The organism is Pseudomonas furukawaii, assembly GCF_002355475.1.
Classification (GTDB): Bacteria; Pseudomonadota; Gammaproteobacteria; order Pseudomonadales; family Pseudomonadaceae; genus Metapseudomonas; species Metapseudomonas furukawaii.
Genome location: NZ_AP014862.1, coordinates 5,198,560 through 5,224,433, shown reverse-complemented (window position 1 = coordinate 5,224,433; position 25,874 = coordinate 5,198,560). Strand labels below are relative to the sequence as shown.

Genomic DNA, 25,874 nt, shown 5'->3' with positions numbered 1-25,874 from the left:
ATGGGCTGGATCATCGGTTTTCTGCGCACGCTCTTCCCCCGGCTGTTCAGCGGGCTCGGGCGCTTCCTGCTGGGCTTCTTCGGGCCGCTGATAGCACCGGTCATGGGCTTCATTGCCCAGTTCTTCAAGAAGGTCGGCATCCTGCTCCTGGTCATCGCCGCCATCGGCACGGCGGTCCAGGTCATGGCCCTGGCCATCGGTGTGCTGCTCAGCCAGATCGCCAACCTCGGCCCGCCCTGGATGCTGGAGATCGGGCGCATGTTCGTGCCGGGCAACCTTTCCCTGTGCATCACCCTCCTGGTCCTCGCCAAGATCAAGTCGCTGATCTTCTACTGGGTGACGCGCCTCTCCGAACAGTTCATCCACACCTGAGGTTGCCATGGCCGTCTACATCGTCACCGGCAAGCTGGGGGCGGGCAAAACCCTGCTGCTGGTCATGCAGATCCTCAACTACCTCAAGGCCCGTCGCCGCGTTGCGGTCAACGTCGACGTGTTCATGAACAAGCTCTGCAGGCCCGGCAACACCTACTCGCGCCTTGTCCGGCTGCCCGACCTGCCTACGGCCGCCGACCTGCGTGGACTCGGCGTCGGCCATGAAACCTACGACGAGGAAATGTTCGGCGGCATCTTCCTCGATGAGGCCGGCGTCTGGCTCAACTCCCGCGACTGGAACCAGGGTGGCCGCTCCGACCTGCTCAAGTTCTTCCTCTACCTGCGCAAGCGCCGCTGGGACCTCTGGCTCTGCGTGCAGAACGTCAACGTCATCGACAAGCAGGTCCGCGAATCCATCGCCGAGCATGTCGTCTACATCAACCGTTGGGACCGGCTGAAGTTGCCCTTCATCTTCCGCTGGCCCTTGCGCCTGCTCACCTTCGGCCGCTGGAACGGCCGCCTGCCCAAGCTGCACCAGGCCATCGTCAAGTACGGCGCCAAGTTCAACTCGCCCAAGGTGGATGACTGGTACTACCGCGGCGAAGAGTTCTACGACTACTACGACACCACCCAGGAATACGACGAGGGCTACGACAAAGGCTCCTACTCCATGCTGCCGCCCGGTTACTGGCATCGGCGCCTTCCCCGAGCCCCGCGCAACTGGAGGTTCTTCATGCGCACCACCCGCATCTTCTTCCGGCGTACCCGCGTCCTCAACGCCTTCTTCCTGGGAGGTGCCTGCACGCTTCTCGTGGCCGCGCCCCTCTTCGCGTCCATCGCCTTCATCCAGCTGCCGGGCTCCGTCCAGGAACAGCCCCGCGCCATGACCTCCGCCCCGGTTACCACGCCGGATCGCCCCCTGGCCGAAGAATTCCCCGGCCTGCGCATTGCCACCTACGGCCGCCTGGCCGGCCGCACCCTGTACGTCTTCCTCGATGAGCGGGACCTGCGCATCAGCCAGGACGACCTCGCCGCCCGAGGCATCACCGTCAAGGACCGGGGCCCCCGTGAAGCCCTCCTGGTCCGTGATGCCGACTACCACTCCGTCTTCCGCTAGAGGACACCGCCATGGACTGGAAACCCCTTCCCACGCTCGCCCTCGCCGCCATCTTGCAAGCGCCGCTGGCCAGCGCCGCCGACCGTATCGAGCTGTACGACGCCACCCTCCAGGACTTCGTCGAATGGTCCGCGCAGCACCTGAAGAAGTCCGTGGTGGTGGGCTCGGATATCCGCTCGGCGCCCATCTCCATCTTCGCCACCTACAGCGGCCCGAAGGAGCTGGAGCAACTCCTGGAGAACGCCGTGATCGCCTCCGGCCTCCACTTCTCCAGCACCCCCTCAACCCTGCGCATCAGCGCCCAGGCCGTCGAAGAATCGCCGGACCTCACCACCGAGGTGCTCCAGCTCCAGCACCTGCAATCCGACTTCGCCCATCAGGCCGTGCGTGACGTACTCACCTCGCGCCGGGAAAACCGGGAGACCGGCCAGGACACCACCATGGTCAGCCCGTCCCCGACCTCCAACGCCCTGATCGTCACCGCCACCCGCAGCCAGCTGGAGGCCATCCGCCAGGTGGTCAGGGAAATCGACCGGCCACGGCGGCAAGTCATCATCACCGCCGTCGTGGCCGAACTGGCCGACAGCGACTTCGAAGCCCTGGGCCTGAACGTCGGCCTCGACAAGGGGAGGGTGGACGCGAGCGGGATCTCCCTGCGCACCTCCGACAAGTCGGACCTGGGCTTCAGCCTCACCTTCTCCGGGCCGACCCTCTCGGCCTTCCTGCAGGCGGTGAAAGCCACCGGCAACAACCGCATCCTGTCCACGCCGCAACTGCTGACCCTCAACCGGGAACCGGCCTCCATCGTCGTTGGCCAGAACGTCCCTTTCATCACCGGGCAGACCACCAGCGGCGCCACGCCGGCCTCGGATCCCTTCCAGACCATCGTGCGCCAGGATGTGGGCGTGACCCTGGAAGTCACCCCCTTCATCACCCCCGCCGACGCCATCGAGCTGGAGGTGAACCAGTCCGCCTCCAGCGTGGCCGACGACAAGGCCGCCGCCGACATCATCACCAACACCCGTCGCATCAGCACCCGCGTGCAGCTCCAGGACGGCGAGGGTGTACTCCTGGGCGGCTTGCGCTCCGAGCAGACCGACCGTTCCGAATCGGCGGTGCCGATCCTCTCCGCCATCCCCTTGCTGGGGCCGCTGTTCCGCTCCACCAGCACCCGCAGTCGTTCCACCAACCTCGTGGTGCTCCTGACCGCACGCATTCATGGCGCCGGTGACAGCGTGAAAGCCAGTGATGCGGTTCGGCCGTTGGCCCTACCAGACCTGAGCGCGGCCGAGCCGGGAATCGGCGCAGCCGGTGACGGGCTCGGCCGCGCGAAGGCGGGCCGGAAGACGTCCCTGTAGCACGTCTTATAAACCGCTTTTAGGAACCTCGTTGTTACTCATAGAAGGGAGAAAAGGGCCGTGACAAAGGCTGTTGATCAGATGCGTCTGGATGGGCTCACCGCTGAGCCCTCGAATCACGGGCGTCTGTTCCTCGACCCGAAGACGGTGCGCATCACCGACCTGTCGAGTGTCCGTTTGCTGGGCTGCCGGGTGGATACCGTCCGCCAGCTTTATCGGGGGCTGATCCGTCCTGAGCTGATCCCTGTGATCGAGCAAGGCGGGATCATCCAGTTCGCCGGGCACTCCTGGCACGCCGGACGTGTAGGCCGGGATTCGGGCTATCAGTACAAGCTGCAGAACGCCGACCTAGGCTTCGTCCTGCTGCTGAAAAACTTCAACGTGAAGATCGACGTGATCGGCGCCCACATGAAGATCGAAGTGAGTCCTCACGCGATCCAGTCGTGCCCGCCCGAGGTGCTCCAGGACTGGATGGATCGCTTCGCCCGGGAAGCCATGGAACACATGGAGCCCAACCAGTGCGCCGTCCACCTCGCCCTGGACGTTCAAGGCTGGACCCCGCCCGCCGATCTGATCGACCTCCTGCAATGCCGCGCCAGGACCCGCCGCGACATGTCGGGCATCAAGCAGGTGCACTACGACGGTGAGGCCGTTTCCTATGGCCGGGGGCAATCCTTCCTGTTCGGCTCTGCCTCCGGTATCCAGCTCGCGCTCTACAACAAGTCGCTCCAGGCCTGGAGCATCGACAAGCTCGATTACTGGCGTTCCGTCTGGTCCGCCATGGACAACCCCTTCGACGACCAAGACGACCAGAACTACGACCCTGAAGCCCCTGTGTGGCGGATCGAGCTGCGCTATCACCACTCCATCGTCCAGCAGTTTGCCGACGGCTCGGCTGACACCCACACCGGCGCCATGATCGACAGCCGCACCTTTGCCGAACTGGCGGCCCATCTGGACGGGCTATTCCAGTACGGCCTCCAGTCCTTCCGATTGCTCTCCAGCAAGGGCGTGTTCGATGCCTTCTGGACCCTGATGCGTCAGGACGTGAAGGTATCCATACCCGCCGAATCGCTGGCCGGTCGAACCCACTACAAGCGCCACTTCAAGACCTCCCAGGGCTTTACCGGCAAGAACGTGGAGCTCTTCCTGGGAAACTTCATCAGCCTGCTCGCCCGGGAGCGTGTGGGGGCAAAAAAGGCGTTCGCCAGCCTCCGTGCGTGGGCGTGCTGGCCAGTGATACGTGACCACTACGCCGCCAAGGGCAAGAGCGAGGGCGACATCTACAAGCACATCCAGCAACTGCTGACGGAGCGAACGATTAGATGGGGGAGGGCGGTATGACGGCCCGCAAGGAAGGCAAGACCTGGACTGCTGACTTCTACGAGAGTGGCCGCACAGGGCGTCGTATCCGAAAGAAGGGATTTGCCACCAGGGCTGCCGCACAGCGTTACGAGACTGAGTTTTTTGCCAGCCTGAAACACACCGGCCGGCCACTGGATGATCGGATTTCGGACCTGATCAACCTCTGGTATGAGCTGCACGGCTGCTCGCTCAAGGACCACAAGTTCCGGCTTTCCAGGACCCTCGCGATTGCCGAGCGCCTGGGCGATCCTTACGCCTCCGAGTTCGATTCCCTGGCCTGGGCCCGTTACCGCCAGATGCGGCTCAAGGACGTCTCTCCCCACACGGTGAACCACGAACAGCGCTATCTCTCTGCCGTCTTCTCGGAGCTGATCCGCCTGGGCGCCTGGGTAGGCAAGAACCCGCTCGTCAACATCCGCCAGATCAAGACGGACCAGGTCGAACTGTCTTTCCTCACGCTGCCGCAGATCGAGCAACTGCTGGAGGAGTGCCGCAAGTCCACCAACAACCACACCTATCCCGTTGCGCTGATCTGCCTTGCGACCGGCGCACGCTGGGAAGAGGCTGAAACGCTGCATCGGGGCGCCATCTTCGGCGGCAAGGCCCACTTCCACCGAACCAAGAACCGCCAGTCTCGCTCGGTACCCATTCCTCCCGAAGTGGAAGCCATCGCCCTCAAGCTCGGGATCCCCGGCAATGGTCGCCTGTTCATGTCCTGCAGGGCGGCCTTTCGCAGTGCCTACCAGCGATGCGGTTTCCACACCCCGGGCCAGATGACCCACATCCTCCGGCACACCTTCGCCAGCCACTACATGATGGCGGGAGGGGACATCCTTAGCCTGCAACGGATCCTCGGGCACTCGTCGATCAACATGACCATGCGCTATGCGCACCTGTCGCCTGACCACCTGGAGTCGGCCTTGCGTCTGTCTCCGCTGGCGCAGAGCGGGCATGAGATTCCCCGGAACTCACGCCCCCGCCGCCCTGTTGACGAACCTGTCAGCTAGGGTATTCTTCATTAACGCTTAACGTTAAGGATTAAAGGATGATCCTCAGCTTCAAGTGTGCAGATACGCGAGAGCTGTTTGAAACAGGCCGCTCGCGTCGCTGGAGCAACATCCTGAATGCCGCCATCCGCAAGCTGGTCATGCTCAACGCTGCGGTTGAACTACGAGATCTGCGATCGCCACCCGGCAACCGGCTGGAAGCGCTTTTGCATGATCGGGTCGGTCAGTACAGCATCAGGATCAACGATCAATGGCGCATCTGCTTTGTCTGGACAGACGCCGGCCCCAGGGATGTAGAGATTGTCGATTACCACTGAGGAGGTACGCATGATTGTGAATGGAATGCGGCCCGTGCATCCGGGCGAGATCCTGCGTGAAGAGTTCCTGGAGCCATTGGGCATTGCTCCAGCTGCGCTTGCTCGTGCGTTGCATGTATCCGCCCCGACGGTGAACGATATCGTCCGTGAGCGTCGTGGGGTAACGGCAGACATGGCCCTTCGGCTGGGCCGTTACTTCGACACGTCTGCCCAGTTCTGGATGAACCTGCAGAGTGAGTACGCTTTAGCGACCACTTACGCGGAGTCCGGCGAAGAAATCGAGAATGAGATCGAGCCGCTTCGTGCGGTTGGATAGACTTGCCAGCCCACATACCACACGGAAGTTCAGAGCCCTGATATGAAGAAGCTCATCCTCATACTCGCTATTGGTTTCGCCGCATGGCAGTACTACTTCAAGGACCAGGATCTCCAGACAGTCACTGGATTCGAAAGTGATCAGGCACCTTTCAGCTTTACCGCCCAGCCTTCCTCTCCGAGCCTTGCTCGCTCGTATTCCTGCGACGGGCGAACCTATTGCTCGCAGATGAGCTCATGCGAAGAGGCAACCTACTTCCTGCAGCATTGCCCTGGAGTGAAGATGGATGGGAACAATGACGGCGTCCCTTGCGAGCGGCAGTGGTGTAACTGAAAGGGGGCGTAGACAAGGTGTAGTCACTTTGTAGTCACTACCCCAGAAAGCACAAAGGGTTAGCTTGCGCTAACCCTTTGATTTGTATGGTGGCTACACCGGGACTTGAACCTGGGACATCAGCATTATGAATGCTGCGCTCTAACCGACTGAGCTATGTAGCCGAGTGGCGCGCATTTTCCGCATCTCTCGGGGGGCTGTCAACCCTGTTTTTAAGAAATTTTCTGTTGCGCGATCAATTGCTTAGGAGGATACCGGCATTGTGCCGATGGGGAAGGCTGGACGAGGTTTCGGTGGGTTTGGCGGCGGTTGACGGAGCACTATCCAGTGTTGCATCGGCATTGAATAGGTACGGCCAGGCTCCGCTTGCCCAAGGTTTTCACTCAAGGGGCGTGGCCATGTCCAGGCTCTGTCCATTGCGTTGTTGCGAAGCGGTTAAGTATCCCGCCGAGAGTGGAAATCAGCACCTTGATGGCGAGGACTCTCTTGGGCCCGCCCCGAGAGAGGAAACGAGGTAGAACGCAAAAACCCCCTGGAGCCGGAGCTCCAGGGGGCTTTTCGGTGCCGCGATGGGCGGCTTAGACGTTGAAGCGGAAGTGCATAACGTCGCCGTCCTTGACGATATATTCCTTGCCTTCCAGGCGCCATTTGCCCGCTTCCTTGGCACCGGCTTCGCCCTTGAACTGGATGAAGTCGTCGTATGCGACCACTTCGGCGCGGATGAAGCCTTTTTCGAAGTCGGTGTGGATCACGGCGGCGGCTTGTGGTGCGGTGGCGCCGACGCGTACGGTCCAGGCGCGGACTTCCTTCACGCCAGCGGTGAAGTAGGTCTGCAGGTTGAGCAGGTCGTAGCCGGCGCGGATTACGCGGTTCAGGCCAGGCTCTTCGAGGCCCAGGGCTTCGAGGAACATGTCTTTCTCTTCACCGTCGTCCAGTTCGGCGATCTCGGCTTCGATCTTGTTGCAGACCGGCACGACGATGGCGCCTTCTTCCTCGGCGATGGCTCTCACCACGTCGAGGTGTGGGTTGTTCTCGAAGCCGTCCTCGGCGACGTTGGCGATGTACATGACCGGCTTGCTGGTAAGCAGGTGGAAGCCGCGGACGAGGCGCTTCTCCTCCTCTCCCAGGTTTTTCAGCAGGGAGCGAGCGGGCTTGCCTTCGCTGAAGTGGGGGATGAGCTTCTCCAGCAGGGCTTTCTGGGCCAGGGCGTCCTTGTCGCCGCCCTTGGCGTTGCGTGCGACTTTCTGCAGTTGTTTCTCGCAGCTGTCGAGGTCGGCGAAGATCAGTTCGAGGTCGATGATCTCGATGTCGCGCTTGGGGTCGACGCTGTTGGAGACGTGGATGACGTTATCGTCTTCGAAGCAGCGCACGACGTGGGCGATGGCGTCGGTCTCGCGGATGTTGGCGAGGAACTTGTTGCCCAGGCCCTCACCCTTGGAGGCGCCCGCTACCAGGCCTGCGATGTCGACGAATTCCATGGTGGTGGGAATCACGCGCTCGGGCTTGACGATCTCGGCCAGGGCGTTGAGACGCGGGTCGGGCATCGGCACGATGCCGCTGTTGGGCTCGATGGTGCAGAAAGGGAAGTTTTCCGCCGCGATGCCGGACTTGGTCAGGGCGTTGAACAGGGTGGACTTGCCGACGTTGGGCAGGCCGACGATGCCGCAATTGAATCCCATGGAGTGTGCCTCTGCGCGGGGAGTGGTTTCACGCCTTGCGACTGTGCAGTTTCTGCATGGCGCGGGTGAGGTCACCGGCGAGCAGTTCTGGCATCACGTCGAGGGCGGAATCGATGCTGGTGTCGAGCAGTTCCTGTTCGCTGCGCGGGGCGCGACCGAGAACGAAGCCGGAGACCAGGCTGCTGTGCCCCGGATGGCCAATGCCAAGCCGCAGGCGATGGAACGAATTCTGGTTGCCGAGCTGGGCGATGATGTCGCGCAACCCGTTGTGGCCACCGTGGCCACCGCCGGTCTTGAGCTTGGCGACGCCGGGCGGCATGTCGAGTTCGTCGTGGGCCACCAGGATGGCTTCGGGGGGAATGCGAAAGAATCCTGCGAGCGCCGCCACGGCCTGGCCGCTGCGGTTCATATAGGTGGTGGGGATCAGCAGACGAATGTCACGGCCCTGATGGGAGAACTTCCCGACCAGGCCGAAGTATTTCTTGTCGAGGCTGAGGTTGATCCGTTCGCGGTCAGCCAGGCGCTCAACGAAAAGGGCCCCTGCGTTATGCCGGGTCTGGTCGTATTCCGGACCGGGGTTACCGAGGCCTACGATCAGTTGGATGGCAGTCACTGCAGGGGCCCTTCTTCAAAGCACGAGAGCAGCTTGCCCGCCCCGGTTGAGGCGGGCAGAGGCATTACTCGGCGCCTTCTTCCTTCGCTACGCGAGCAGCGTGGATGTTGGCGACGGCCAGGTCGTTACCGTGGGCCAGTGCAACCAGCTCAACACCGGCCGGCACTTTCAGGTCGGACAGGTGAACGATCTGGCCAACTTCCACGGCAGCCAGGTCGACTTCGATGAATTCCGGCAGGTCTTTCGGCAGGCAGGAAACTTCGACTTCGGCGATGGTGTGGGAAACTTCGCCGCCGCCCTGCTTCACGCCAACGGAGGTTGCTTCGTTGATGAAGTGCAGGGGAACGTGGGCGGTCAGTTTCTGGCCGGCTACGACGCGCTGGAAGTCAGCGTGTACGACGAAGCCTTTGGACGGGTGACGCTGCAGGGCCTTGATCAGAACGGTTTCGGTGGCACCGGCGACGTCCAGGGCGATCACGTGGCTGAAAGCGGCTTCGTTTTCCAGCAGCTTGGCCAGCTCTTTGGCCAGCAGGCTGATGGATTGCGGAGCCTTGTCACCACCGTATACAACAGCGGGAACTTGGGCTTCGTTACGACGCAGGCGGCGGCTCGCACCTTTCCCCAGGTCGGAACGAACGGAAGCGTTCAGGGCGAAATCAGTCATTACAGTTCTCCAAAATAACCAAAACGCCCGTAATGCTTGCGACCAGCATCCGGGCGGTTGGTGAGTAAGCCCGGCGTCGTCGACATGACGGCGCGGAGCGCTTTCGCTCAGGGATGCCCGCTTAGCGGAACATCGCGCTGATCGATTCTTCGTTGCTGATGCGGCGGACCGCTTCAGCCACAACCGGTGCGATATCCAGTTGGCGGATACGCGAGCAGGCTTGTGCCGCGGCGGACAGCGGGATGGTGTTGGTCACCACCAGTTCGTCCAGCACGGAGTTTTCGATGTTCTCGATGGCGCGGCCGGACAGCACCGGGTGGGTGCAGTAGGCGTAGACCTTGGCGGCACCGTGGTCCTTCAGGGCCTTGGCGGCGTGGCCAAGGGTGCCGGCGGTGTCGACCATGTCGTCGACCAGCACACAGGTGCGGCCTTCGACATCGCCGATGATGTGCATGACTTCGGATTGGTTGGCCTTGGGACGACGCTTGTCGATGATGGCAAGGTCGACGCCCAGGGACTTGGCCACAGCGCGTGCGCGCACGACGCCGCCGATGTCCGGGGAGACGATCATCAGGTTTTCGAAGCGCTGGTCTTCGATGTCGTCCACCAGTACGGGGGAGCCGTAGATGTTGTCTACGGGTATATCGAAGAAGCCCTGAATCTGGTCGGCATGCAGGTCGACGGTGAGGACACGGTCGATGCCGACGACGGTCAGCATGTCAGCCACGACCTTGGCGCTGATCGCCACGCGGGCGGAGCGCGGACGGCGATCTTGGCGGGCGTAGCCGAAGTAGGGGATGACCGCGGTGATGCGGGAGGCCGAGGAACGGCGGAAGGCGTCAGCCATCACCACCAGTTCCATCAGGTTGTCGTTGGTCGGTGCGCAAGTCGGCTGGATCAGGAAAACGTCCTTGCCGCGGACATTCTCATTGATTTCAGCACTGATTTCGCCATCGGAGAACTTGCCTACGGAGGCATCACCGAGGGGGATATGCAGTTGACGTACGACGCGACGCGCCAGATCGGGGTTGGCGTTCCCCGTGAAGACCATCATCTTGGACACGCGCAGTACCTGCCGGCTGAGGGTAACCTGATGAATCAAAAAGCCGTTCAAAGGCCGTGGGCTTTTGAACAGCTTTTCAAATGTATGGCAGGGGCGGCTGGATTCGAACCAACGCATGGCAGGATCAAAACCTGCTGCCTTACCGCTTGGCGACGCCCCTATGTGTAAAAACTTCGCTGCAGGACTTTCGTTTCGTTGTGCGCTCAACCCGTTGGGTTAATGGCAGGGGCGGCTGGATTCGAACCAACGCATGGCAGGATCAAAACCTGCTGCCTTACCGCTTGGCGACGCCCCTGTTTCGTACAACCGAATGCCTTGCATTCCTTCTCAGGCCTGACCTTGCAGCTTGCGGTGCAACATCGAGATGTTGCGGCCTTGGGCTATGAAGCTTGGCAGTGTGGCCGGAAGTTGGCGGCGAACTTTATCAGCATCGCCCCGGTTTGGGAAGCTCCCAAACACACAAGCTCCGGTTCCGGTCAGTCTGGCCGATGTGAATTTATTCAATTCCATCAGCGCGTTACGCACTTCGGGGTAACGCTTCTCGACCACCGGCTGGCAGTCGTTACGACTGTCCCCCCCGAGAAGGCTGCGAACTTTAATGGGCGGAGAATTTCGTGTCAACTCGGGATCGGAGAATATTTCTGCTGTGCTGACAAAGACTTGCGGTACGGCGACGAGGAACCAGGGTTCGGGTAGTTCCACTGGGGTCAGTTGCTCGCCCACGCCTTCGGCGAAGGCCGCACGACCGCGCACGAACACTGGCACGTCGGCGCCCAGGGTGAGCCCCAGCGCCGCGAGGCGATCTTCGCTCCAGTCGAGGCTCCACAGCCGGTCGAGGGCGAGCAGGGTGGTGGCTGCGTCAGAGCTGCCACCGCCGATTCCCCCGCCCATGGGCAGGCGCTTGTCCAGCCAGATGTCGGCACCCAGACGGCAGCCGGACTCGACCTGCAGCTTGCGGGCAGCGCGGACGATCAGATTGCTGTCGTGGGGAACGCCGGGTACCTCGGTGCGCAGGCGGATGTCCCCGTCCTGGCGCAGGGTGAAACCCAGTTCGTCGCCATGGTCGAGGAACTGGAAGAGGGTCTGCAGCTCGTGATAACCGTCGGCGCGACGGCCGAGGATGTGCAGCATGAGGTTGAGCTTGGCCGGCGCGGGCAGGATCAGTTGTGCATCCTGCATGTCACTGGCCGAGCTGGCGCGGTTGCCAGTCCTTGATCACCAGGGTGACGTCGAGGTCCTCTCCGCTGAGCTTGATGCGCTCGGGCAGCGAGTAACCGTTCTGTTCGACGTAGCTCAGGTACTGCACCTGCCAGCCGTCCTGCTCCAGGCGCGACAGGTGGCTGTTGCCGTCAAGCGTGACAACGCTGCGGCTGGCTGGGGCGGGGAGACCGCGCACCCACCAGAGCAGGTGGGACACCGGTAGGCGCCAGCCCAATTGTTCTTCCAGCAGGGCCTCGGGGGATTCGGCCTGGTAGCGGCCCTGGTTGGCCACTTCCAGTTCGACCTGGCCCGGGCGGCCGGTGAGGCGGGCGGCGCCACGGCCGAGGGGGCCGGAGAGCCGGATGTCGTAGTAGTCCTGGCGCTGCAGCCAGAAGAGGGTGCCGCTGCCGGAGTCCTTCGGTGCGCGGATGCCCACCTTGCCACTGATCTGCCAGCCATCCAGTGCGGCGATCTGGGTCTTGTGGGCTTTCCAGATGGCCTGGTTGCCCTGGCCTTCGAGGGTTTCGTGGGGGGCGAGGGCGGCGCAGCCGGTGAGCAGGACGAGCGCGCCGGCTGCGAGTAGATGACGTAGACGCATGGATCAGAGGGTTCCGGAGCCGGTCAGGCGTTGCAGGGTGTCACGGAGGATGTCGCTGTCGGGTTGTTTCTGCAGGGCTTCGGCCCAGACCTTGCGCGCTTCCACCTGTTTGCCCTGGGCCCAGAGGACTTCACCCAGATGCGCGGCGACTTCGTGGTCGGGGAATTTCTCCAGGGCCTGGCGCAGCAGGCGCTCGGCTTCGTCGAGGTCGCCCATGCGGTAGTTGACCCAGCCCAGGCTGTCGAGGATCGCAGGGTCATCCGGGTTCAGCCGGTGGGCCTGCTCGACCAGTTGCCGGGCTTCGTCGTAGCGCGTGGTGCGATCCGCGAGGGTGTAGCCCAGGGCGTTCAGGGCCATGGCGTTCTCCGGTTCGCGCTCGATGATGAAGCGCAGGTCCTTCTCCAGTTGGGCCAGGTCGTCGCGCTTCTCCGCCAACATGGCGCGGGTGTAGAGCAGGTTGAGGTCGTCGGGGAATTGCTGCAGCCCCTGGCCGATGACCTTCCAGGCGCGGGCGACCTGCCCGCGATTGGCCAGGCTTTCGGCCTCGATGAGGTAGAGCTGGATGGCGTAGTCAGGTTGGGCATCGCGGGCCCTGGACAGGCGCGCTTCGGCTTCGTCCGCGCGACCGCTGGCGAGGAGGATGTCCAGTTGGCGCATCTGTGCCGGCAGATAGTCGTTGCCAGGGCCTACCAGGGCGTACTCGATCAGGGCGCTCTCGTTGTCGCCGCGCTTTTCATAGACCTGCCCGAGGTTGAAGTGGGCCGCATCCAGATGGCTGCCACGGTCCACCAGCTCCTCCAGGTAGACCTGGGCTTCGTCCCAGGCCTCGCCCTCGAGGCACACCAGCGCCAGGGAGTAGCGCAGGTCGTCGTCATCGGGGAACTGCTGCACCAGGCCGGAGAACTCGGATTTGGCCTCGTCCAGCTTGCCCTGCTCCACCAGCAGGCGGGCGTAGGTCAGGCGCAGGCGTTTGTCGTCCGGGTGCTGCTTGATGGCCTTCCGCAGGAGGGGAGCGGCTTCGTCGCCGCGTTGCAGGCTTTGCAGCAGGCGGGCGCGGAGCAGGATCGGGGCGATTTCCTGGTCACTGGGCGGCAGGTCTTCCAGCAGGGCGAGGGCCTCTTCGGTGCGGCCATCCTGTTGCAGCAGCACGGCCTTGCCGAACACCAACTGGCTGTTCTCCGGGTGCTTGGCCAGGAGTCGGTCGAAACTCTGCAGCAGGCCGGTGCGGGTCTCGGCGTCGGTCTCGGCGGCGGAGAGTGCGAGGAAGTCGAAATGGGTGTCGCCCTGGGCCTGGAGCACCTTCTCCATGAAGGTCATGGATTCGTCGTAGCGGCCGGCACGTGCCAGCTGTACGGCGGCGGCGCGCTGGGCGTCGAGGTTGTCCGGCGCGTTCTTCGCCCAGATCAGCGAGGTGTCGAGGCCGGCCTGGTCCGCCCCCAGGTATTCGGCGATACGGAAGGCGCGTTCGGCGACGGCCGGATCCTGGGTCGCGTTGGCCTGCTGTACGTAGTTGCCAAGGGCGATGTCGAAGCGGTTTCTCTGGCCGGCCAGTTCGGCGGCCAGCAGGGAATAGAGGGTTTCGCGGCTGAACGAGCCATAGACCTCGGGCTTGGCGGGCGCGGAGGCCTGGGTGCCTTCCTCCACTGGCGGAGAGCCGTCAGGAGACTTGAGGGTCAGGCTCTGACAGCCGCCGAGAAACAGCAGGGCGGTCAGCAACGCGAGGGATTTGTTCATAGGAAGGGAGGCGACTAACCAGCGAGTGGCCCATCATGACACAAGCCGTCAGGCTAGCACATGGGGCGGCGCCCCACCTTGGGCACGGAAAACCTGTGCGGACAGACAATTATCCGCGGTGGTTGTCGTCCTTCGGGTGAAGTAGGACAATTGCCCGCCCTCCCGTTTCTGTTAGCGATCCTGCATGGCCTTCATTGCTCTTGGTATCAACCACAAGACCGCCTCGGTGGACGTCCGCGAGCGTGTGGCCTTCACCCCCGAGCAGTTGGTGGAGGCCCTGCAGCAGCTGTGTCGAATCACGCCCAGCCGCGAGGCGGCCATCCTCTCCACCTGCAACCGCAGCGAACTCTACCTGGAGCAGGACCACCCCAGCGCCGACGAGGTGCTGGCCTGGCTGGCGAGCTATCACAACCTGAGCCTCGATGAGTTGCGGGCCTGCGCCTACGTACACCAGGACGACGATGCCGTGCGCCATATGATGCGCGTGGCCTCGGGGCTGGACTCCATGGTCCTGGGCGAGCCGCAGATCCTCGGCCAGATGAAGTCGGCCTACGCCGTGGCCCGTGAGGCCGGCACCGTCGGTCCGTTGCTGGGCCGGCTGTTCCAGGCCACCTTCAGCACCGCCAAGACCGTGCGCACCGACACCGCCATCGGCGAGAACCCGGTCTCCGTGGCCTTTGCCGCGGTGAGCCTGGCCAAGCAGATCTTCTCCGATCTGCACCGCAGCCAGGCGCTGCTGATCGGCGCCGGGGAAACCATCACCCTGGTGGCCCGCCACCTCCATGAGCAGGGGGTGAAGCGCATCGTTGTGGCCAACCGCACCCTGGAGCGCGCCAGCATCCTCGCCGAGGAATTCGGCGCCCATGCCGTGCTGCTGGCCGACATGCCCCAGGAGCTGGCCAACAGCGACATCGTCATCAGCTCCACCGCCAGCCAGTTGCCGATCCTCGGCAAGGGTGCGGTGGAGCGGGCGCTGAAGCTGCGCAGGCACAAGCCGATCTTCATGGTGGACATCGCCGTTCCCCGGGATATCGAGCCGGAAGTCGGCGAACTGGACGATGTCTACCTTTATACGGTGGACGACCTTCACGAAGTGGTCGCCGAGAACCTCAAGAGCCGCCAGGGGGCCGCCCAGGCCGCCGAAGAACTGGTGGGCGCGGGGGTCAGCGACTTCATGCAGCGCCTGCGCGAGCTGGCTGCGGTGGACGTGCTGCGTGCCTACCGCCAGCAGGCCGAGCGGCTGCGCGACGAGGAGTTGGGCAAGGCCCAGCGCATGCTGCAGAACGGCGCTTCCGCCGAAGATGTCCTGGCCCAGTTGGCCCGGGGCCTGACCAACAAGCTGCTGCACGCCCCGAGCGTGCAGATGAAGAAACTCTCCGCCGAAGGCCGCTTCGACGCGCTGGCCGTGGCCCAGGAACTCTTCGCCCTCGACGAGGGCTCGGATAAAAGCGCCCAATGAAAGCTTCCCTGCTGAACAAGCTCGACCTCCTCCAGGACCGCTACGAGGAGCTCACCGCCCTGCTCGGCGATGCCGAAGTCATCAGTGATCAGGGCAAGTTCCGCGCCTATTCCAAGGAGTTCGCCGAGGTCGAGCCGGTGATCCTCGCCTACCGTGAATTTCGCAAGGTGCAGGGCGACCTCGAAGGCGCCCAGGCGTTGCTCAAGGACAGCGATCCGGACCTGCGCGAGATGGCCGAGGAAGAAGTGGACCAGGCCCGCACCCGACTGGTGGGGCTGGAGGACCGCCTGCAGCGCATGCTGCTGCCGAAGGATCCCAACGACGGCCGCAACGTCTTCCTGGAAATCCGGGCCGGCACCGGTGGCGATGAGGCGGCGATCTTCTCGGGTGACCTGTTCCGCATGTATTCCCGCTATGCCGAGCGCCAGGGCTGGCGTGTCGAGATCCTCTCCGAGAACGAGGGGGAGCATGGCGGCTACAAGGAAGTGATCGCCCGGGTGGAAGGCGACAACGTCTACGCCAAGCTGAAATTCGAGTCTGGCGCCCACCGCGTCCAGCGAGTTCCGGAGACCGAATCCCAGGGCCGCATCCACACCTCCGCCTGCACCGTCGCCGTGCTGCCGGAGCCCGACGAGCAGGCCGCCATCGAGATCAATCCGGCGGACCTGCGTGTGGACACCTATCGCGCGTCCGGCGCTGGCGGCCAGCACGTGAACAAGACCGACTCGGCGGTGCGCATCACCCACATCCCCTCCGGGATCGTGGTCGAGTGCCAGGAGGAGCGTTCCCAGCACAAGAACCGCGCCAAGGCCATGGCCTGGCTGGCCGCCAAGCTGAATGACCAGCAGGAGGCCGCAGCCCACAAGGAAATGTCCGATACCCGCCGGCTGCTGGTGGGGTCCGGTGACCGTTCCGAGCGTATCCGCACCTACAACTACCCGCAGGGCCGGGTGACCGACCACCGTATCAACCTGACCCTCTATGCCCTGGACGACGTGATGGCCGGCGGCGTCGAGGCGGTGATCGAGCCGCTCCTGGCCGAGTACCAGGCCGACCAGTTGGCGGCCCTGGGGGACTGACATGACCATCATCGCCAGCCTGTTGAGACAGGCCAGCCTGCCGGATTCCCCGTCGCCGCGCCTGGACGCCGAGTTGCTGCTGGCGGCAGCCCTCGGCAAGCCTCGCAGCTTCCTCCACACCTGGCCGGAGCGCGTGGTGTCCAGCGAGGTGGCCGAGCGTTACGCCGGCTACCTCGCGCGCCGTCGTGCCGGCGAGCCGGTGGCCTACATCCTCGGGCACCAGGGCTTCTGGAGCCTGGACCTGGAAGTGGCGCCGGACACCCTGATTCCACGCCCCGACACCGAGCTGCTGGTGGAAACCGCGCTGGCCCTGCTGCCCGGCGCATCCGCCGAGGCGCTGGACCTGGGCACAGGTTCTGGCGCCATCGCCCTGGCCCTGGGGTGCGAGCGGCCGGGCTGGACGGTCACCGGCGTCGATCGCATTTCCGCCGCCGTGCAACTGGCCGAACGCAACCGTGCACGCCTCAGGCTGGGCAATGTGCGTTTCCTGGAGAGCCACTGGTTCTCCGCCCTGGGCGAGCAGCGTTTCGCCCTCATCGTCAGCAATCCGCCCTACATCCGCGCCCAGGATCCGCACCTGGGCCAGGGCGATGTGCGCTTCGAGCCGTCCAGCGCCCTGGTGGCCGGCGACGACGGCCTCGACGATATCCGCCAGATCATCCAGGGCGCCCCCGCGCATCTGCTGCCGGGTGGTTGGCTGCTGCTGGAGCATGGCTACGACCAGGCGCCGGAGGTCCGCGACCTGCTGGCCCGTGGCGGCTTCGCCAGGGTGGAAAGCCGTCGAGACCTGGGCGGCCATGAACGTATCTCCCTGGGGCAATGGCCATGTTGAGCGATCAGGAACTGCTTCGTTACAGCCGGCAGATCCTCCTGCCGCAGATCGACGTGGAAGGGCAACTGCGCCTGAAACAGGGGCGCGTGCTCATCGTCGGCCTGGGTGGGCTGGGCTCTCCGGTGGCCCTCTACCTGGCCGCCGCCGGTGTGGGCGAGCTTCACCTGGCGGACTTCGACAGCGTCGACCTCACCAACCTGCAGCGGCAGGTCATCCATGACAGCCACAGCGTCGGCGTCCTCAAGGTGGATTCCGCCATGGCGCGCTTGTCCGTCCTCAACCCGGAGGTGCGGCTGGTGCCCATCACGCGTGCGCTGGACGAGGACAGCCTGGCCACCGCCGTCGCCGCCGTCGACCTTGTGCTCGACTGCACCGACAACTTCGGCACCCGCGAGGCGGTCAATGCCGCCTGCGTGGCCGCCGGCAAGCCGCTGGTCTCCGGCGCCGCGATCCGCCTCGAAGGCCAGCTTTCGGTGTTCGATCCGCGTCGCGACGACAGCCCCTGTTACCACTGTCTCTACGGCCACGGCAGCGAAGCCGAGCTGACCTGCAGCGAGGCCGGCGTGGTCGGCCCGCTGGTGGGCCTGGTGGGCAGCCTGCAGGCCCTGGAAGCCCTGAAGCTGCTGGCCGGTTTCGGCGAGCCCATGGTCGGCCGCCTGCTGCTGGTGGATGCCCTGGGCACCCGCTTCCGTGAGTTGCGGGTCAAGCGTGATCCCGCGTGCGCCGTCTGCGGGAGCCGGCATGCCTGACCAGGCCGCCATCGGCGTCTTCGATTCAGGCGTTGGCGGCCTCTCGGTGCTGCGCGAGATCCGCGCGCGGCTCCCCGCCGAGTCCCTGCTCTATGTCGCCGACAGCGGCCATGTGCCCTACGGCGAGAAAAGCCCCGACTTCATCCGTGAACGCAGCCAGCGCATCGCCGAGTTCCTCCTGGCGCGGGGCGCCAAGGCGCTGGTACTGGCTTGCAACACCGCCACAGTGGCGGCCGTGGCCGACCTGCGGGCGCGTTATCCACAACTGCCCATCGTCGGCATGGAACCGGCGGTGAAGCCGGCCGCCGCCGCCACCCGCAGCGGCGTGGTGGGGGTGCTGGCCACCACCGGCACCCTCAGGAGCGCCAAGTTCGCCGCCCTGCTGGACCGTTTCGCCGGGGATGTGCGAGTCATCACCCAGCCCTGTCCCGGGTTGGTGGAGCGCATCGAGGCCGGCGACCTGGATGGCCCGGCGACACGGCGGCTGCTGGCGGGCTACGTGGAGCCCCTGCTGGCGGAGGGCTGCGACACCCTGATCCTGGGCTGCACCCACTACCCTTTCCTGCGTCCCTTGCTGGCGCAGATGGTGCCGTCCTCGGTGAGCCTGATCGACACCGGCGCGGCGGTGGCCCGCCAGGTGCAGCGGCTGCTGGAGGTCTCGGACCGGCTCGCGGATGGCTCGCCGGCGCCCTGTCGTTTCTGGTCCAGTGGCGATCCCCTGGCGATGCAGGAAATCCTTCCGGTGCTCTGGGGCGAGTCCGCGACTGTCGACCGGTTTCCGGACTGACATAAAAGTCGCGGCCGATATTTCGTCGATAAAAAAGCTATCTATAATCGCTGACAAATCTTAGTGATTTCTGCCGTTACTTCAGAACAAGGACTGAACTCATGAAGAAAGTGCTTTGCTGGGCCGTGGCCGCAGCTGTAACCCTCGGCCAGGCCATCTCCGCGCAGGCCGCGGATGTGTCCCTGGATATCGGCCAGACCGGCGATTCCACCATGACCTATCGCCTGGGCACCCAGTTCGACTTCAGCTCCAGCTGGTTCGAAAGCAGCGTCGGCCGCGTCACTGGCTACTGGGACGCCGCCTACACCTACTGGGAAGGCGACGAGACCGCCAGCAACCACAGCGTTTCCCTGAGTCCGGTATTCGTCTACGAGTTCGCCGGCGAAACCGTGAAACCCTACATCGAGGCCGGTATCGGCGTGGCGCTGTTTGCCGACACCGATCTGGAAGACAACGACCTGGGCTCTTCCTTCCAGTTCGAGGACCGCATCGGCCTGGGCCTGCGCTTCGCCAACCAGGAAGTGGGCGTGCGCGCCATGCACTACTCCAACGCCGGCATCAAGCAGCCGAACGATGGCGTGGAGTCCTACTCGCTGCACTATCGCCTGTCCTTCTAAGGCGCGATGCAGCACGAAGAACCGGGCCAAGCGCCCGGTTCTTTCGTTTTGGCGTGGTCGCCTACCTTTTTGATTTATCAGGCTTTTTTCTGATCTTCCTGCTCTGCAAGCGGGGAGGTGTCGAAGAAGTGTCGAAAGTCTCTGGTCGGGCCGAACTCCAGAACGTCCTGGAAGTGACCGGGTGCAAGGTGGGCGTAGCGCATGGTCATCGCCACCGACGCGTGTCCCAGGATCTTCTGCAGCGACAGGATGTTCCCCCCGTTGGCCATGAAGTGCGACGCGAAGGTGTGCCGCAGCACGTGAGCCTTCTGGCCGGCAGGCAGCTCCAGGCCAGCTTCCTTCACCGCCTTATCGAACCTGTTCCGGCAGTTGGTGAATAGCCCGTGCTTTGAGAAGTGATCAAGGATGCGGGCTTCCAGCTCGGGCGTGATCGGGATCGATCTACGGCGCTTCGACTTGGTCTCAACGAAATGCACCGCGCCGCCCTTCACCCTGGACGGCACCAGACCCTGAGCTTCTCCCCAGCGGCAACCCGTAGCCAGGCAGATGGTGGAGATCAGCTCGACGTGAACGTGCTGCATCGAGCGCAACGTAGCGAACAGCCTGTTCAACTGGTCGTGATCGAGGTAGGCCAGCTCCCGCTCCTGGAGCTTCATTGGCTTCACCGTGGCCAGCGGGTTCGGGTAGTCGATTTCCTGGAACTCGATCAGCACGTTGAACAAGGCGCGGAGGTAGCCGAGTTCGTTGTTCATCGTCTTGCGGCTGATGCCGGCCGCCAGGCGCTTGGCTCGGTACTCGGCGAACTTCACGGCGGTGAACTGACAGCCGACCGGGTCGCCCAGGCGCTCGATCATTCGACGCATCAGCAATTCACGCCCTTCAAAGTCAGAGAGGCCATTGCCGTGCAGGATGCCCCACCGTTTCAACAGTTCCAGCAAACAACGGCGGTCCCTGGGGCGGGGCGACCAGTCCGGGGTTTCGATGCACTTGGCCCGGCAGGTGGCTTCAAAGCGCAGGGCCTCGCCCTTGGTCTTGAAGGTCTTGCGGAAGCGCCTGCTCTTGATGGGTTCGGTATCGACCTTCCAACGGCCATCCGGTAGTTGCTGGATAGCCATCAGACGGCACGCCCCCATCGGATGATGCGTTCCTCCAGCAGTTGCTTGATGCGCTTGTAGAGGGCCCGTTCGTCCATGCCCTTCTGGGCGTAGTGGTCACGGATCAGCGGCCAGCACTCCCAGTCGCGGAGGCCGGCAAAGGCCTTTTTTGCGCCGATGCGCCCCCTGGCGACAAGGCTGATGAAGTTGCCCAGGAAGAGGTCGATGTTCTTTCCCGAAAAGCCCTGGGCGGTCTTGTAGTGGCGCTTGTAGTGAGTGCGGCCCGCGAGCGAGACGCCGGGCACCGAGACTTTCACGTCCTGCCGCATGAGCGACCAGAACGCATCGAACACGCCTTTGCTGGAGCACAGGCGGAAGGATTCCAGGCCGTACTGGAACAGCCCGTCCAGGTGCGGGGCCAGTTCCTTGTAGGTGCGGCTGTCGATCATGGCGCCGGTGTCCATGCAGGCCGAGCCGTCGGCGAACTGCTGGACGATGGAGTGGTGAAAGCGCAGCTCCACGCGCCACACCGGGGCCTTGGCGTCGTAGTTCTGGTCGTCGTCCGGGGCGAAGGGGTTGTCCATGGTCTTCCAGACCGACTGCCAGTAGTCGAGCTTGTCGATGCTGTAGGCCTGGAGGGACTTGTTGTAGATGGCCAGCTGCATGCCCGAGGCGGAGCCGAACAGGAAGGACTGGGCGTTGCCGTAGGACACGGCCTCACCGTCGTAGAACACTTCGTTGATGCCGGTGATGCTGCGCCGGGTACGGGCGCGGCAGAGCAGGCGATCCATCAGATCCTTTGGCGGTTTCCAGCCTTGCACGTCCAGGGCGAGGTGGACGGCGCACTGGTTGGCCTCCACGCATTCCAGGGCGGCCTGGGCGAAGCGGTCCATCCACTCCTGCAGCACCTCTGGCGGACACGACTGGATGGCATGCGGGCTGACCTCGATCTTGAGGTGGGCGCCGATCACGTCGGCCTTCACGTTGAAGTTCTTGAGCAGCAGCACAAAGCCCAGGTCGTTGTTCTGCAGCTTGTACTGGTAGCCGGAATCCCGGCTGACACGCCCCGCGTGCCACTGGTGCCCGGCAAAGCTGACCAAGCCGCTTTCCTCGAACAGGGCCAGCACCTGGGGGCGGACCATGCCCCGGTACAACTGGCGCACGGTGTCCACCCGGCAACCCAACAGGCGGACGCCCGACAGGTTGGTCAGGCGGGCCGACTTCTGGTCGAAGAACAGACGGGAGTGGCGGCACTCCTGGCCGGTCTGCAAATCGACGCGAATCTGGTCTACGGCTTTCCTCATGTCGTCAAACTCCATGAAATGACACGAATTGAAATGGCGCTAAGCCATTGATAGGACGTGCTACAGGGACGTCCCGACGACCGCTTGAGCGCGGGTCCCACCCGCACGCGGGAGCCCTCCCGCGCTCACGCGTTTGCGCGGTACGCGCTGCGCGCGTATCCGTGCAAAACGCGTGTGCGCTCGGATTGGCACATTCATTCCGGGGAGGGCTCTGGAGGGCGACCGATACGGGCTCGGCCAGGGGGCAGGGAATCAGCAGCGGGGGCAGTGGGGGGGTGGGTTCACGGAACTGCGGCCAAGGCAGGGTAGCCAGTACCGCCAACAGGGCCAGGGAGAACACCAGGACCCCGACAACACCAAGGGCGCCGCCCTTGTCATCCCGCTCTTGCCGCCGAGGGCTCGGGAGCGCGGGGCGGTGAAGCTGCCCCACACTCCCCAGCCAAGGCTGCCAGGGCTGGTGCACGGTCAAGGGTGCGCTGCGCCCGTGCTTCCGTTCGCCGGAACTGAAATACGATTCCGACGAGCCGGGAGCGCGGCCCCTGACCGGATCAGGCCACCGAACACGGGAGAGGGCTGATCCGAGCCCGACAACGGGCGGCGGTGCAGCGTGGTGAGGGTGCGGATGTTCGACCAGAACACCTCATTCGGGAAGCGCTCTTCATGGAGGGCATTGAGGACCAGGAAGTGGCCTTCCTCAACGAGGCCTTCCAGCGGCACCACCACGCCGACGATGTGGAAGCAACGCCAGAGCGGCTCCGGGTCCTGCTCCCACACCAGCTCCATCATGACGGTCTGGCCGATCAGGCCCATGGCCTGGGTGGCGTTCAGGTTGAGTGCGAAGCTAGTCATTGTCGTAGTCCCCCTCATCGAACTCGTCCTTGCCGTGCTCCAGGTCCTCGCACAGCCGCTCCAGGTTGATCAGGCGCGAGCCCTGGACCCTCACCGCAGGCACGGTGCCGTTGTCCATCCAGCCCACCACGGTTTCGACGGAAACGCCGCACATGTCGGCGAAGGCTTCCGCGCTCATTACGGCGCTGTTGCCGCTGGAAGGCAGGGCGGCCAGGGTGAGGCGTACGTTGGCGTTGTTCATGCGTTCCACTCCTGTTCCAGAAGCCATTGGCGGAGCAGGGCGCAGTTGACCATGCGCAGCTTGCCGAGCTTCACCGAGGGGATGATTCCCCGATACACCCAGGCGCGGGCGGTGTCGCAGGTGACGCCGTTGCGATCCGCCCAGGCGGCGATGGGTTCTACGTCCTGTTGGGGGCCGGCCAGGCTGGCCGGTGAGAGGTCTTCCAGTTCCATGCTCGTTCCGTCACTATTTGTGGCTACTAACGCCGAGGTTTATGAAATATGTCCATATGGACATTATCCATAAATCTCCAATATGACAATAGTCCATAACGGAATTTTTCAATGGCTGAAGGCATGGCCAATAGGGCGCTTTGCTTGCTGGAACTGACGAGCCTGAAAGAGCTTGCCGAGGTCAACAGCAAGGACTATGTGCGCTGGCAGAGCATCAAGAGAGGACGAGCGCGCTTTGGCGTGGAAGAGCTAGAGCAGCTGGGGGAGCTGTATCCCCAATATCGCTGGTGGCTGATGACCGGAGAGGTCATGCCTGAGATCGGGCAGACAAGCCCTGCGTACGACGAAGCCCATTCAAACTTGCCGACTTCCAACGCGGATTAGCAATCACCGGCAAGGCAGCGGCCGCTGGTTCTTCCGGCGGTCCAGGACCGCATGAATCACCTCGCTCCACCACCTCACGACGGAGCAACCAACTCCTCAACGATCATCATCTTCCCCGGCGCCCGGATGATCAGCTTCACCGTGTCGCCCTGGATCGACGCAACCTCGATCTCTATCCCGTGAGTGAGCAACAGCCGCATCAGCTCCTCACTCGCCCTGCCTTCCAGGATGTTCAGCGACAGAACATCGCCTACTCTGCACTCGCCTTTGTGGACTTGCATGGCTTCTTCTCCCGATAGTGGGAGCCAATCCAGTCCTACTATGGCCCATTCGAGAGAAAAGATGAGAAAGATGCAGGGAAGGAATAGGGTTAAGTAAGTAGGGGTGAGAACTAAGAATTGGTCTAGAGCGGCTGCTGAGATGCAAATAAAAAATATTCGTCGTGATATTCTGAATTAGCAAGGGCGTCTGACGACACCCTTGGTTTCACGCTTCATATAGCATGTGAGCTGAAAAAATCGAATGCCAGATGCTTCACCGCTCAATATGTCGTATTGAATGGCTGATCTAGTTGGTCTGCCATAAACTAATTATTTTGCTGAGGTTGTCCTTGGCTTCATCTTGGCTACAATTTAGGTAGGAAGCTGCTGTATCTAAGGACAAAAAGTTGTCAGTGCATAGGCGCGCAACGAGCCAAGCAAATCTACCGCGTCGAGTTATTGGTGTGTTGTTTATCGGAAAGTAATCAATGGAGAGGTTCTCGGCTGCAACCCATCCATCATCAGGCTCCGGAAGAAGGCCTAAATTAGTTTCGCCAATCTTTATTCCAGTAATATTTTGATAGTGATGCTTGGCAGCAGTGCCGCCAATGCCATACATAGTCATTATCTCAGATATTACCTTTGCGGGATTGCTTTCTTTTGCTGCGAGCTTTTTGATTGCGGAAGGCGGCGCCAGGAAGGCAACCGCAAATGCATTTGCTCTAATTTCAGCAGGGTCACGCTTCGATATGCGGACGTCTTCATCGAGGTCGCCATAATCATCGGCGCGGACCTTCTCTAGTTTATCTTCTGGGTCCCAAAGTAAATGGCCGAGTTCATGGGACAGCGTCATTCTCCTGACCCAGACATTGCTATTCATGCCATTTTCGTTAATTACAATACCTCTGGAGGTTCCATTTGAGATTGTTGCTCCAGCAAATTTTGAATTGAGTGAGTGCTGGATCAGAGGTATGCCTAACTTGTCCTCAATCAACTCACGCACGCTTTCGATTGGTTGGTCATCGGTAAGGTCAAGTAATTTTCGCGTTTTCGCAGCGAGCGAAAACCCGACTTGATAAGCAGGGTAAGAGAAGTTCGAGTCGTGGGCGGGAAGCTTTGCTTTTATCTCATTCGCTGAGTCGCTTAAAAAGTCTTGACGGGCGATAACCCAAGCAGCTTCAGTTAATCCCAGAACAGTGCTAGGTCCGAATGCAGCCATATCTCCGCCACGACCGGTTAGTTCCCGAAGGCGAACTCCTAATCCTGCATCTCTGCCTGGATTGGCTTGGATTCCGAGCTTTCGCTCGTCAAGTGCCAACGCGGCACCAATCCGTTCAAGAGTGCGATATGGGGAGCGTTCACCCTCAGTTTCAGCTCGTAATAATTCAGACTCGGAGCAGCCAGCGCGACGGGATACATCACCAGTAGAAAGACCTAGCTCGGATCTTCGTACTTTTAAAGTTGCCGCCGGTTCTTGAGGCGAAGAGATTATTGGCGCAGCGCCTTCCAGAATGGCGCGGCGAATTATCTCCCAGCCAAAAGCAGCTAAAGCCTCTGATGCAGAGAAAACTCGACCTGTTGCTTCTGGGGAGGCTGGTGCAACTTGTACTTGGCTGCGGACAAAACACTGCCTAGAAGTGCGGGCTCTTTCCAATAGTGAATCGCCTGAAGAACTTGGACCGAAAACTAAATCCAACTCTTCCTTTGGGGGGGCTTCCTTTATTGAAACCATTGCGGCCTCACTCCAAGAAAAGGTAAAGGGCGATTTGCTTCTTCATCGAACCCCATATACCAGACCTGATATCCGGACTGCGCAAAAGCTGCGACGACAGACTCAAGCTCCTTTGGGCTTCTAGGACCATATCTTCCCGAGCATCCGTTGACCACGATAGTGCCGTCCTCAAGAAAGAGTAGTTCACCACCAGAGTATGCAGCCTCTCCACCGGTCAAATTCGTGTGTTTGATAACGCCAGTCTCCAGGTTACTCCCGAAACTACATTTCTCTAAGGCGTGAACCACATCGGTAGATCGGACCACCCATAGATTGATCGAATCGAGCTGATCGGTTGTCAGGAGAGGGGCTTCGGTTGGCGGAGAAGCCTTGGCACTGTCGGCGCCGTCCTCCCACTCACGGAGCCCGTCTGTTGCAGTCATCTGCCTCGTCTGATCAGCATTGGCGATCAGATGGGGCGGAGGGAGTCTCGGGGTTCCGACCTGCTCACGAAAGCGATCAAACGCCTCTTGCGTACGACTCATTACGATCCTTGAGCT

At 62.6% G+C, this 25,874-nt stretch carries 29 protein-coding genes and 3 tRNA genes; 15 read left to right on the top strand and 17 right to left on the bottom strand.

Going from position 1 to position 25,874, the window contains the following annotated elements; translation table 11 throughout:
* From KF707C_RS24255 to KF707C_RS24220, 8 genes are all read left to right on the top strand, one after another.
* Window positions 1-372: a hypothetical protein gene (locus KF707C_RS24255; protein ID WP_003456795.1), complete on the top strand. Its 372-nt coding sequence runs from the start codon at window positions 1-3 to the stop codon at window positions 370-372.
* A 7-nt stretch (window positions 373-379) separates the two neighbouring features.
* Window positions 380-1,489 carry a zonular occludens toxin domain-containing protein gene (locus KF707C_RS24250; protein WP_003456793.1) on the top strand — a complete coding sequence of 370 codons (1,110 nt, stop codon included), beginning with the start codon at window positions 380-382 and terminating at the stop codon, window positions 1,487-1,489.
* Between the two features lie 11 nt (window positions 1,490-1,500).
* The gene (locus tag KF707C_RS24245; RefSeq protein WP_003456767.1) at window positions 1,501-2,847 is read left to right on the top strand and encodes a secretin N-terminal domain-containing protein; all 1,347 of its coding nucleotides are present in this window, start codon (window positions 1,501-1,503) and stop codon (window positions 2,845-2,847) included.
* Between the two features lie 81 nt (window positions 2,848-2,928).
* Window positions 2,929-4,191 (top strand): hypothetical protein, encoded by a 1,263-nt coding sequence (locus tag KF707C_RS24240; RefSeq protein ID WP_036994302.1) that lies wholly within the window; start codon window positions 2,929-2,931, stop codon window positions 4,189-4,191.
* Window positions 4,188-5,219: a phage integrase gene (locus tag KF707C_RS24235; RefSeq protein ID WP_003456760.1), complete on the top strand. Its 1,032-nt coding sequence runs from the start codon at window positions 4,188-4,190 to the stop codon at window positions 5,217-5,219. The genes KF707C_RS24240 and KF707C_RS24235 overlap by 4 nt, the downstream gene beginning before the upstream one ends.
* A gap of 38 nt (window positions 5,220-5,257) precedes the next feature.
* On the top strand, window positions 5,258-5,536 hold the full coding sequence (locus tag KF707C_RS24230; RefSeq protein ID WP_003456758.1) for a type II toxin-antitoxin system RelE/ParE family toxin: 279 nt from the start codon (window positions 5,258-5,260) through the stop codon (window positions 5,534-5,536).
* Window positions 5,537-5,546: 10 nt separating this feature from the next.
* Window positions 5,547-5,852, top strand: coding sequence for a HigA family addiction module antitoxin (locus tag KF707C_RS24225; RefSeq protein WP_036994301.1), 306 nt, complete (start codon window positions 5,547-5,549; stop codon window positions 5,850-5,852).
* A 42-nt stretch (window positions 5,853-5,894) separates the two neighbouring features.
* Complete coding sequence (locus tag KF707C_RS24220) at window positions 5,895-6,185, top strand: excalibur calcium-binding domain-containing protein (RefSeq protein ID WP_036994300.1); 291 nt, start codon at window positions 5,895-5,897, stop codon at window positions 6,183-6,185.
* Window positions 6,186-6,272: 87 nt separating this feature from the next.
* Here the strand turns inward: KF707C_RS24220 and KF707C_RS24215 are convergent.
* The 10 genes from KF707C_RS24215 to KF707C_RS24170 all read right to left on the bottom strand — a co-directional run bounded on the left by KF707C_RS24215 (window position 6,273) and on the right by KF707C_RS24170 (window position 13,736).
* Window positions 6,273-6,349, bottom strand: a tRNA-Met gene (locus KF707C_RS24215).
* Window positions 6,350-6,763: 414 nt separating this feature from the next.
* On the bottom strand, window positions 6,764-7,864 hold the full coding sequence (ychF, locus tag KF707C_RS24210; RefSeq protein WP_003456754.1) for a redox-regulated ATPase YchF: 1,101 nt from the start codon (window positions 7,862-7,864) through the stop codon (window positions 6,764-6,766).
* A 28-nt stretch (window positions 7,865-7,892) separates the two neighbouring features.
* Window positions 7,893-8,477 carry an aminoacyl-tRNA hydrolase gene (gene pth / locus KF707C_RS24205; RefSeq protein ID WP_003456752.1) on the bottom strand — a complete coding sequence of 195 codons (585 nt, stop codon included), beginning with the start codon at window positions 8,475-8,477 and terminating at the stop codon, window positions 7,893-7,895.
* 64 nt (window positions 8,478-8,541) lie between these two features.
* Entirely contained in the window at window positions 8,542-9,141 is a 600-nt protein-coding gene (locus KF707C_RS24200; protein ID WP_003456751.1) for a 50S ribosomal protein L25/general stress protein Ctc, read from the bottom strand.
* 121 nt (window positions 9,142-9,262) lie between these two features.
* Window positions 9,263-10,204 (bottom strand): ribose-phosphate pyrophosphokinase, encoded by a 942-nt coding sequence (locus tag KF707C_RS24195; RefSeq protein WP_028629917.1) that lies wholly within the window; start codon window positions 10,202-10,204, stop codon window positions 9,263-9,265.
* An 85-nt stretch (window positions 10,205-10,289) separates the two neighbouring features.
* A tRNA-Gln gene (locus KF707C_RS24190) sits at window positions 10,290-10,364 on the bottom strand.
* Window positions 10,365-10,424: 60 nt separating this feature from the next.
* Window positions 10,425-10,499, bottom strand: a tRNA-Gln gene (locus KF707C_RS24185).
* Window positions 10,500-10,531: 32 nt separating this feature from the next.
* Window positions 10,532-11,383, bottom strand: a complete 852-nt coding sequence (gene ispE, locus KF707C_RS24180) for a 4-(cytidine 5'-diphospho)-2-C-methyl-D-erythritol kinase (protein ID WP_003456748.1) — start codon at window positions 11,381-11,383, stop codon at window positions 10,532-10,534.
* 1 nt (window position 11,384) lies between these two features.
* Window positions 11,385-12,002: a lipoprotein insertase outer membrane protein LolB gene (lolB, locus tag KF707C_RS24175; RefSeq protein ID WP_003456745.1), complete on the bottom strand. Its 618-nt coding sequence runs from the start codon at window positions 12,000-12,002 to the stop codon at window positions 11,385-11,387.
* A 3-nt stretch (window positions 12,003-12,005) separates the two neighbouring features.
* On the bottom strand, window positions 12,006-13,736 hold the full coding sequence (locus KF707C_RS24170) for a tetratricopeptide repeat protein (RefSeq protein WP_003456743.1): 1,731 nt from the start codon (window positions 13,734-13,736) through the stop codon (window positions 12,006-12,008).
* A 184-nt stretch (window positions 13,737-13,920) separates the two neighbouring features.
* Here KF707C_RS24170 and hemA point away from each other — a divergent pair, with 184 nt between their 5' ends.
* From hemA to KF707C_RS24140, 6 genes are all read left to right on the top strand, one after another.
* Window positions 13,921-15,195, top strand: coding sequence for a glutamyl-tRNA reductase (gene hemA, locus KF707C_RS24165; RefSeq protein ID WP_003456741.1), 1,275 nt, complete (start codon window positions 13,921-13,923; stop codon window positions 15,193-15,195).
* Complete coding sequence (gene prfA, locus KF707C_RS24160) at window positions 15,192-16,274, top strand: peptide chain release factor 1 (protein ID WP_003456739.1); 1,083 nt, start codon at window positions 15,192-15,194, stop codon at window positions 16,272-16,274. The genes hemA and prfA overlap by 4 nt, the downstream gene beginning before the upstream one ends.
* 1 nt (window position 16,275) lies before the next feature.
* Window positions 16,276-17,106 (top strand): peptide chain release factor N(5)-glutamine methyltransferase, encoded by an 831-nt coding sequence (prmC, locus tag KF707C_RS24155; RefSeq protein WP_003456736.1) that lies wholly within the window; start codon window positions 16,276-16,278, stop codon window positions 17,104-17,106.
* The gene (locus KF707C_RS24150; RefSeq protein WP_003456733.1) at window positions 17,100-17,855 is read left to right on the top strand and encodes a molybdopterin-synthase adenylyltransferase MoeB; all 756 of its coding nucleotides are present in this window, start codon (window positions 17,100-17,102) and stop codon (window positions 17,853-17,855) included. Before prmC ends, KF707C_RS24150 begins: the two co-directional genes overlap by 7 nt.
* The gene (gene murI / locus KF707C_RS24145) at window positions 17,848-18,642 is read left to right on the top strand and encodes a glutamate racemase (RefSeq protein WP_003456731.1); all 795 of its coding nucleotides are present in this window, start codon (window positions 17,848-17,850) and stop codon (window positions 18,640-18,642) included. Before KF707C_RS24150 ends, murI begins: the two co-directional genes overlap by 8 nt.
* A 101-nt stretch (window positions 18,643-18,743) precedes the next feature.
* Window positions 18,744-19,259 (top strand): acyloxyacyl hydrolase, encoded by a 516-nt coding sequence (locus KF707C_RS24140; RefSeq protein WP_003456730.1) that lies wholly within the window; start codon window positions 18,744-18,746, stop codon window positions 19,257-19,259.
* A gap of 77 nt (window positions 19,260-19,336) precedes the next feature.
* Here the strand turns inward: KF707C_RS24140 and KF707C_RS24135 are convergent, their stop codons facing one another.
* The 5 genes from KF707C_RS24135 to KF707C_RS24110 form a co-directional block, all read right to left on the bottom strand.
* A complete protein-coding gene (locus tag KF707C_RS24135) occupies window positions 19,337-20,374 on the bottom strand; it encodes a phage integrase (RefSeq protein ID WP_096368073.1) in 1,038 nt (345 codons plus the stop codon).
* Complete coding sequence (locus KF707C_RS24130; protein WP_003450489.1) at window positions 20,374-21,657, bottom strand: hypothetical protein; 1,284 nt, start codon at window positions 21,655-21,657, stop codon at window positions 20,374-20,376. Before KF707C_RS24130 ends, KF707C_RS24135 begins: the two co-directional genes overlap by 1 nt.
* 465 nt (window positions 21,658-22,122) lie before the next feature.
* Window positions 22,123-22,506, bottom strand: a complete 384-nt coding sequence (locus KF707C_RS24120) for a hypothetical protein (protein ID WP_003450473.1) — start codon at window positions 22,504-22,506, stop codon at window positions 22,123-22,125.
* Window positions 22,499-22,747, bottom strand: coding sequence for a MerR family transcriptional regulator (locus tag KF707C_RS24115; RefSeq protein WP_003450476.1), 249 nt, complete (start codon window positions 22,745-22,747; stop codon window positions 22,499-22,501). The genes KF707C_RS24120 and KF707C_RS24115 overlap by 8 nt, the downstream gene beginning before the upstream one ends.
* A complete protein-coding gene (locus KF707C_RS24110; RefSeq protein WP_003456723.1) occupies window positions 22,744-22,959 on the bottom strand; it encodes a MerR family transcriptional regulator in 216 nt (71 codons plus the stop codon). Before KF707C_RS24110 ends, KF707C_RS24115 begins: the two co-directional genes overlap by 4 nt.
* A 111-nt stretch (window positions 22,960-23,070) precedes the next feature.
* Between KF707C_RS24110 and KF707C_RS24105 the strand changes: the two genes are divergently transcribed.
* Window positions 23,071-23,343: a hypothetical protein gene (locus KF707C_RS24105; RefSeq protein ID WP_003456721.1), complete on the top strand. Its 273-nt coding sequence runs from the start codon at window positions 23,071-23,073 to the stop codon at window positions 23,341-23,343.
* Window positions 23,344-23,417: 74 nt separating this feature from the next.
* Here the strand turns inward: KF707C_RS24105 and KF707C_RS24100 are convergent, their stop codons facing one another.
* Both KF707C_RS24100 and KF707C_RS24095 read right to left on the bottom strand, forming a co-directional pair.
* On the bottom strand, window positions 23,418-23,624 hold the full coding sequence (locus tag KF707C_RS24100; protein ID WP_036994299.1) for a carbon storage regulator: 207 nt from the start codon (window positions 23,622-23,624) through the stop codon (window positions 23,418-23,420).
* 286 nt (window positions 23,625-23,910) lie between these two features.
* Entirely contained in the window at window positions 23,911-25,335 is a 1,425-nt protein-coding gene (locus KF707C_RS24095) for an XRE family transcriptional regulator (RefSeq protein ID WP_003456717.1), read from the bottom strand.
* Between the last annotated feature and the right edge of the window lie 539 nt (window positions 25,336-25,874).

Coding starts and splice junctions, on each gene's coding strand:
- KF707C_RS24255 (WP_003456795.1), top strand. CDS start 1: ATGGGCTGGATCATCGGTTTTCTGCGCACGCTCTTCCCCCGGCTGTTC.
- KF707C_RS24250 (WP_003456793.1), top strand. CDS start 380: ATGGCCGTCTACATCGTCACCGGCAAGCTGGGGGCGGGCAAAACCCTG.
- KF707C_RS24245 (WP_003456767.1), top strand. CDS start 1,501: ATGGACTGGAAACCCCTTCCCACGCTCGCCCTCGCCGCCATCTTGCAA.
- KF707C_RS24240 (WP_036994302.1), top strand. CDS start 2,929: ATGCGTCTGGATGGGCTCACCGCTGAGCCCTCGAATCACGGGCGTCTG.
- KF707C_RS24235 (WP_003456760.1), top strand. CDS start 4,188: ATGACGGCCCGCAAGGAAGGCAAGACCTGGACTGCTGACTTCTACGAG.
- KF707C_RS24230 (WP_003456758.1), top strand. CDS start 5,258: ATGATCCTCAGCTTCAAGTGTGCAGATACGCGAGAGCTGTTTGAAACA.
- KF707C_RS24225 (WP_036994301.1), top strand. CDS start 5,547: ATGATTGTGAATGGAATGCGGCCCGTGCATCCGGGCGAGATCCTGCGT.
- KF707C_RS24220 (WP_036994300.1), top strand. CDS start 5,895: ATGAAGAAGCTCATCCTCATACTCGCTATTGGTTTCGCCGCATGGCAG.
- ychF (WP_003456754.1), bottom strand. CDS start 7,864: ATGGGATTCAATTGCGGCATCGTCGGCCTGCCCAACGTCGGCAAGTCC.
- KF707C_RS24200 (WP_003456751.1), bottom strand. CDS start 9,141: ATGACTGATTTCGCCCTGAACGCTTCCGTTCGTTCCGACCTGGGGAAA.
- ispE (WP_003456748.1), bottom strand. CDS start 11,383: ATGCAGGATGCACAACTGATCCTGCCCGCGCCGGCCAAGCTCAACCTC.
- lolB (WP_003456745.1), bottom strand. CDS start 12,002: ATGCGTCTACGTCATCTACTCGCAGCCGGCGCGCTCGTCCTGCTCACC.
- KF707C_RS24170 (WP_003456743.1), bottom strand. CDS start 13,736: ATGAACAAATCCCTCGCGTTGCTGACCGCCCTGCTGTTTCTCGGCGGC.
- hemA (WP_003456741.1), top strand. CDS start 13,921: ATGGCCTTCATTGCTCTTGGTATCAACCACAAGACCGCCTCGGTGGAC.
- prfA (WP_003456739.1), top strand. CDS start 15,192: ATGAAAGCTTCCCTGCTGAACAAGCTCGACCTCCTCCAGGACCGCTAC.
- prmC (WP_003456736.1), top strand. CDS start 16,276: ATGACCATCATCGCCAGCCTGTTGAGACAGGCCAGCCTGCCGGATTCC.
- KF707C_RS24150 (WP_003456733.1), top strand. CDS start 17,100: ATGTTGAGCGATCAGGAACTGCTTCGTTACAGCCGGCAGATCCTCCTG.
- murI (WP_003456731.1), top strand. CDS start 17,848: ATGCCTGACCAGGCCGCCATCGGCGTCTTCGATTCAGGCGTTGGCGGC.
- KF707C_RS24140 (WP_003456730.1), top strand. CDS start 18,744: ATGAAGAAAGTGCTTTGCTGGGCCGTGGCCGCAGCTGTAACCCTCGGC.
- KF707C_RS24135 (WP_096368073.1), bottom strand. CDS start 20,374: ATGGCTATCCAGCAACTACCGGATGGCCGTTGGAAGGTCGATACCGAA.
- KF707C_RS24130 (WP_003450489.1), bottom strand. CDS start 21,657: ATGAGGAAAGCCGTAGACCAGATTCGCGTCGATTTGCAGACCGGCCAG.
- KF707C_RS24120 (WP_003450473.1), bottom strand. CDS start 22,506: ATGACTAGCTTCGCACTCAACCTGAACGCCACCCAGGCCATGGGCCTG.
- KF707C_RS24115 (WP_003450476.1), bottom strand. CDS start 22,747: ATGAACAACGCCAACGTACGCCTCACCCTGGCCGCCCTGCCTTCCAGC.
- KF707C_RS24110 (WP_003456723.1), bottom strand. CDS start 22,959: ATGGAACTGGAAGACCTCTCACCGGCCAGCCTGGCCGGCCCCCAACAG.
- KF707C_RS24105 (WP_003456721.1), top strand. CDS start 23,071: ATGGCTGAAGGCATGGCCAATAGGGCGCTTTGCTTGCTGGAACTGACG.
- KF707C_RS24100 (WP_036994299.1), bottom strand. CDS start 23,624: ATGCAAGTCCACAAAGGCGAGTGCAGAGTAGGCGATGTTCTGTCGCTG.
- KF707C_RS24095 (WP_003456717.1), bottom strand. CDS start 25,335: ATGGTTTCAATAAAGGAAGCCCCCCCAAAGGAAGAGTTGGATTTAGTT.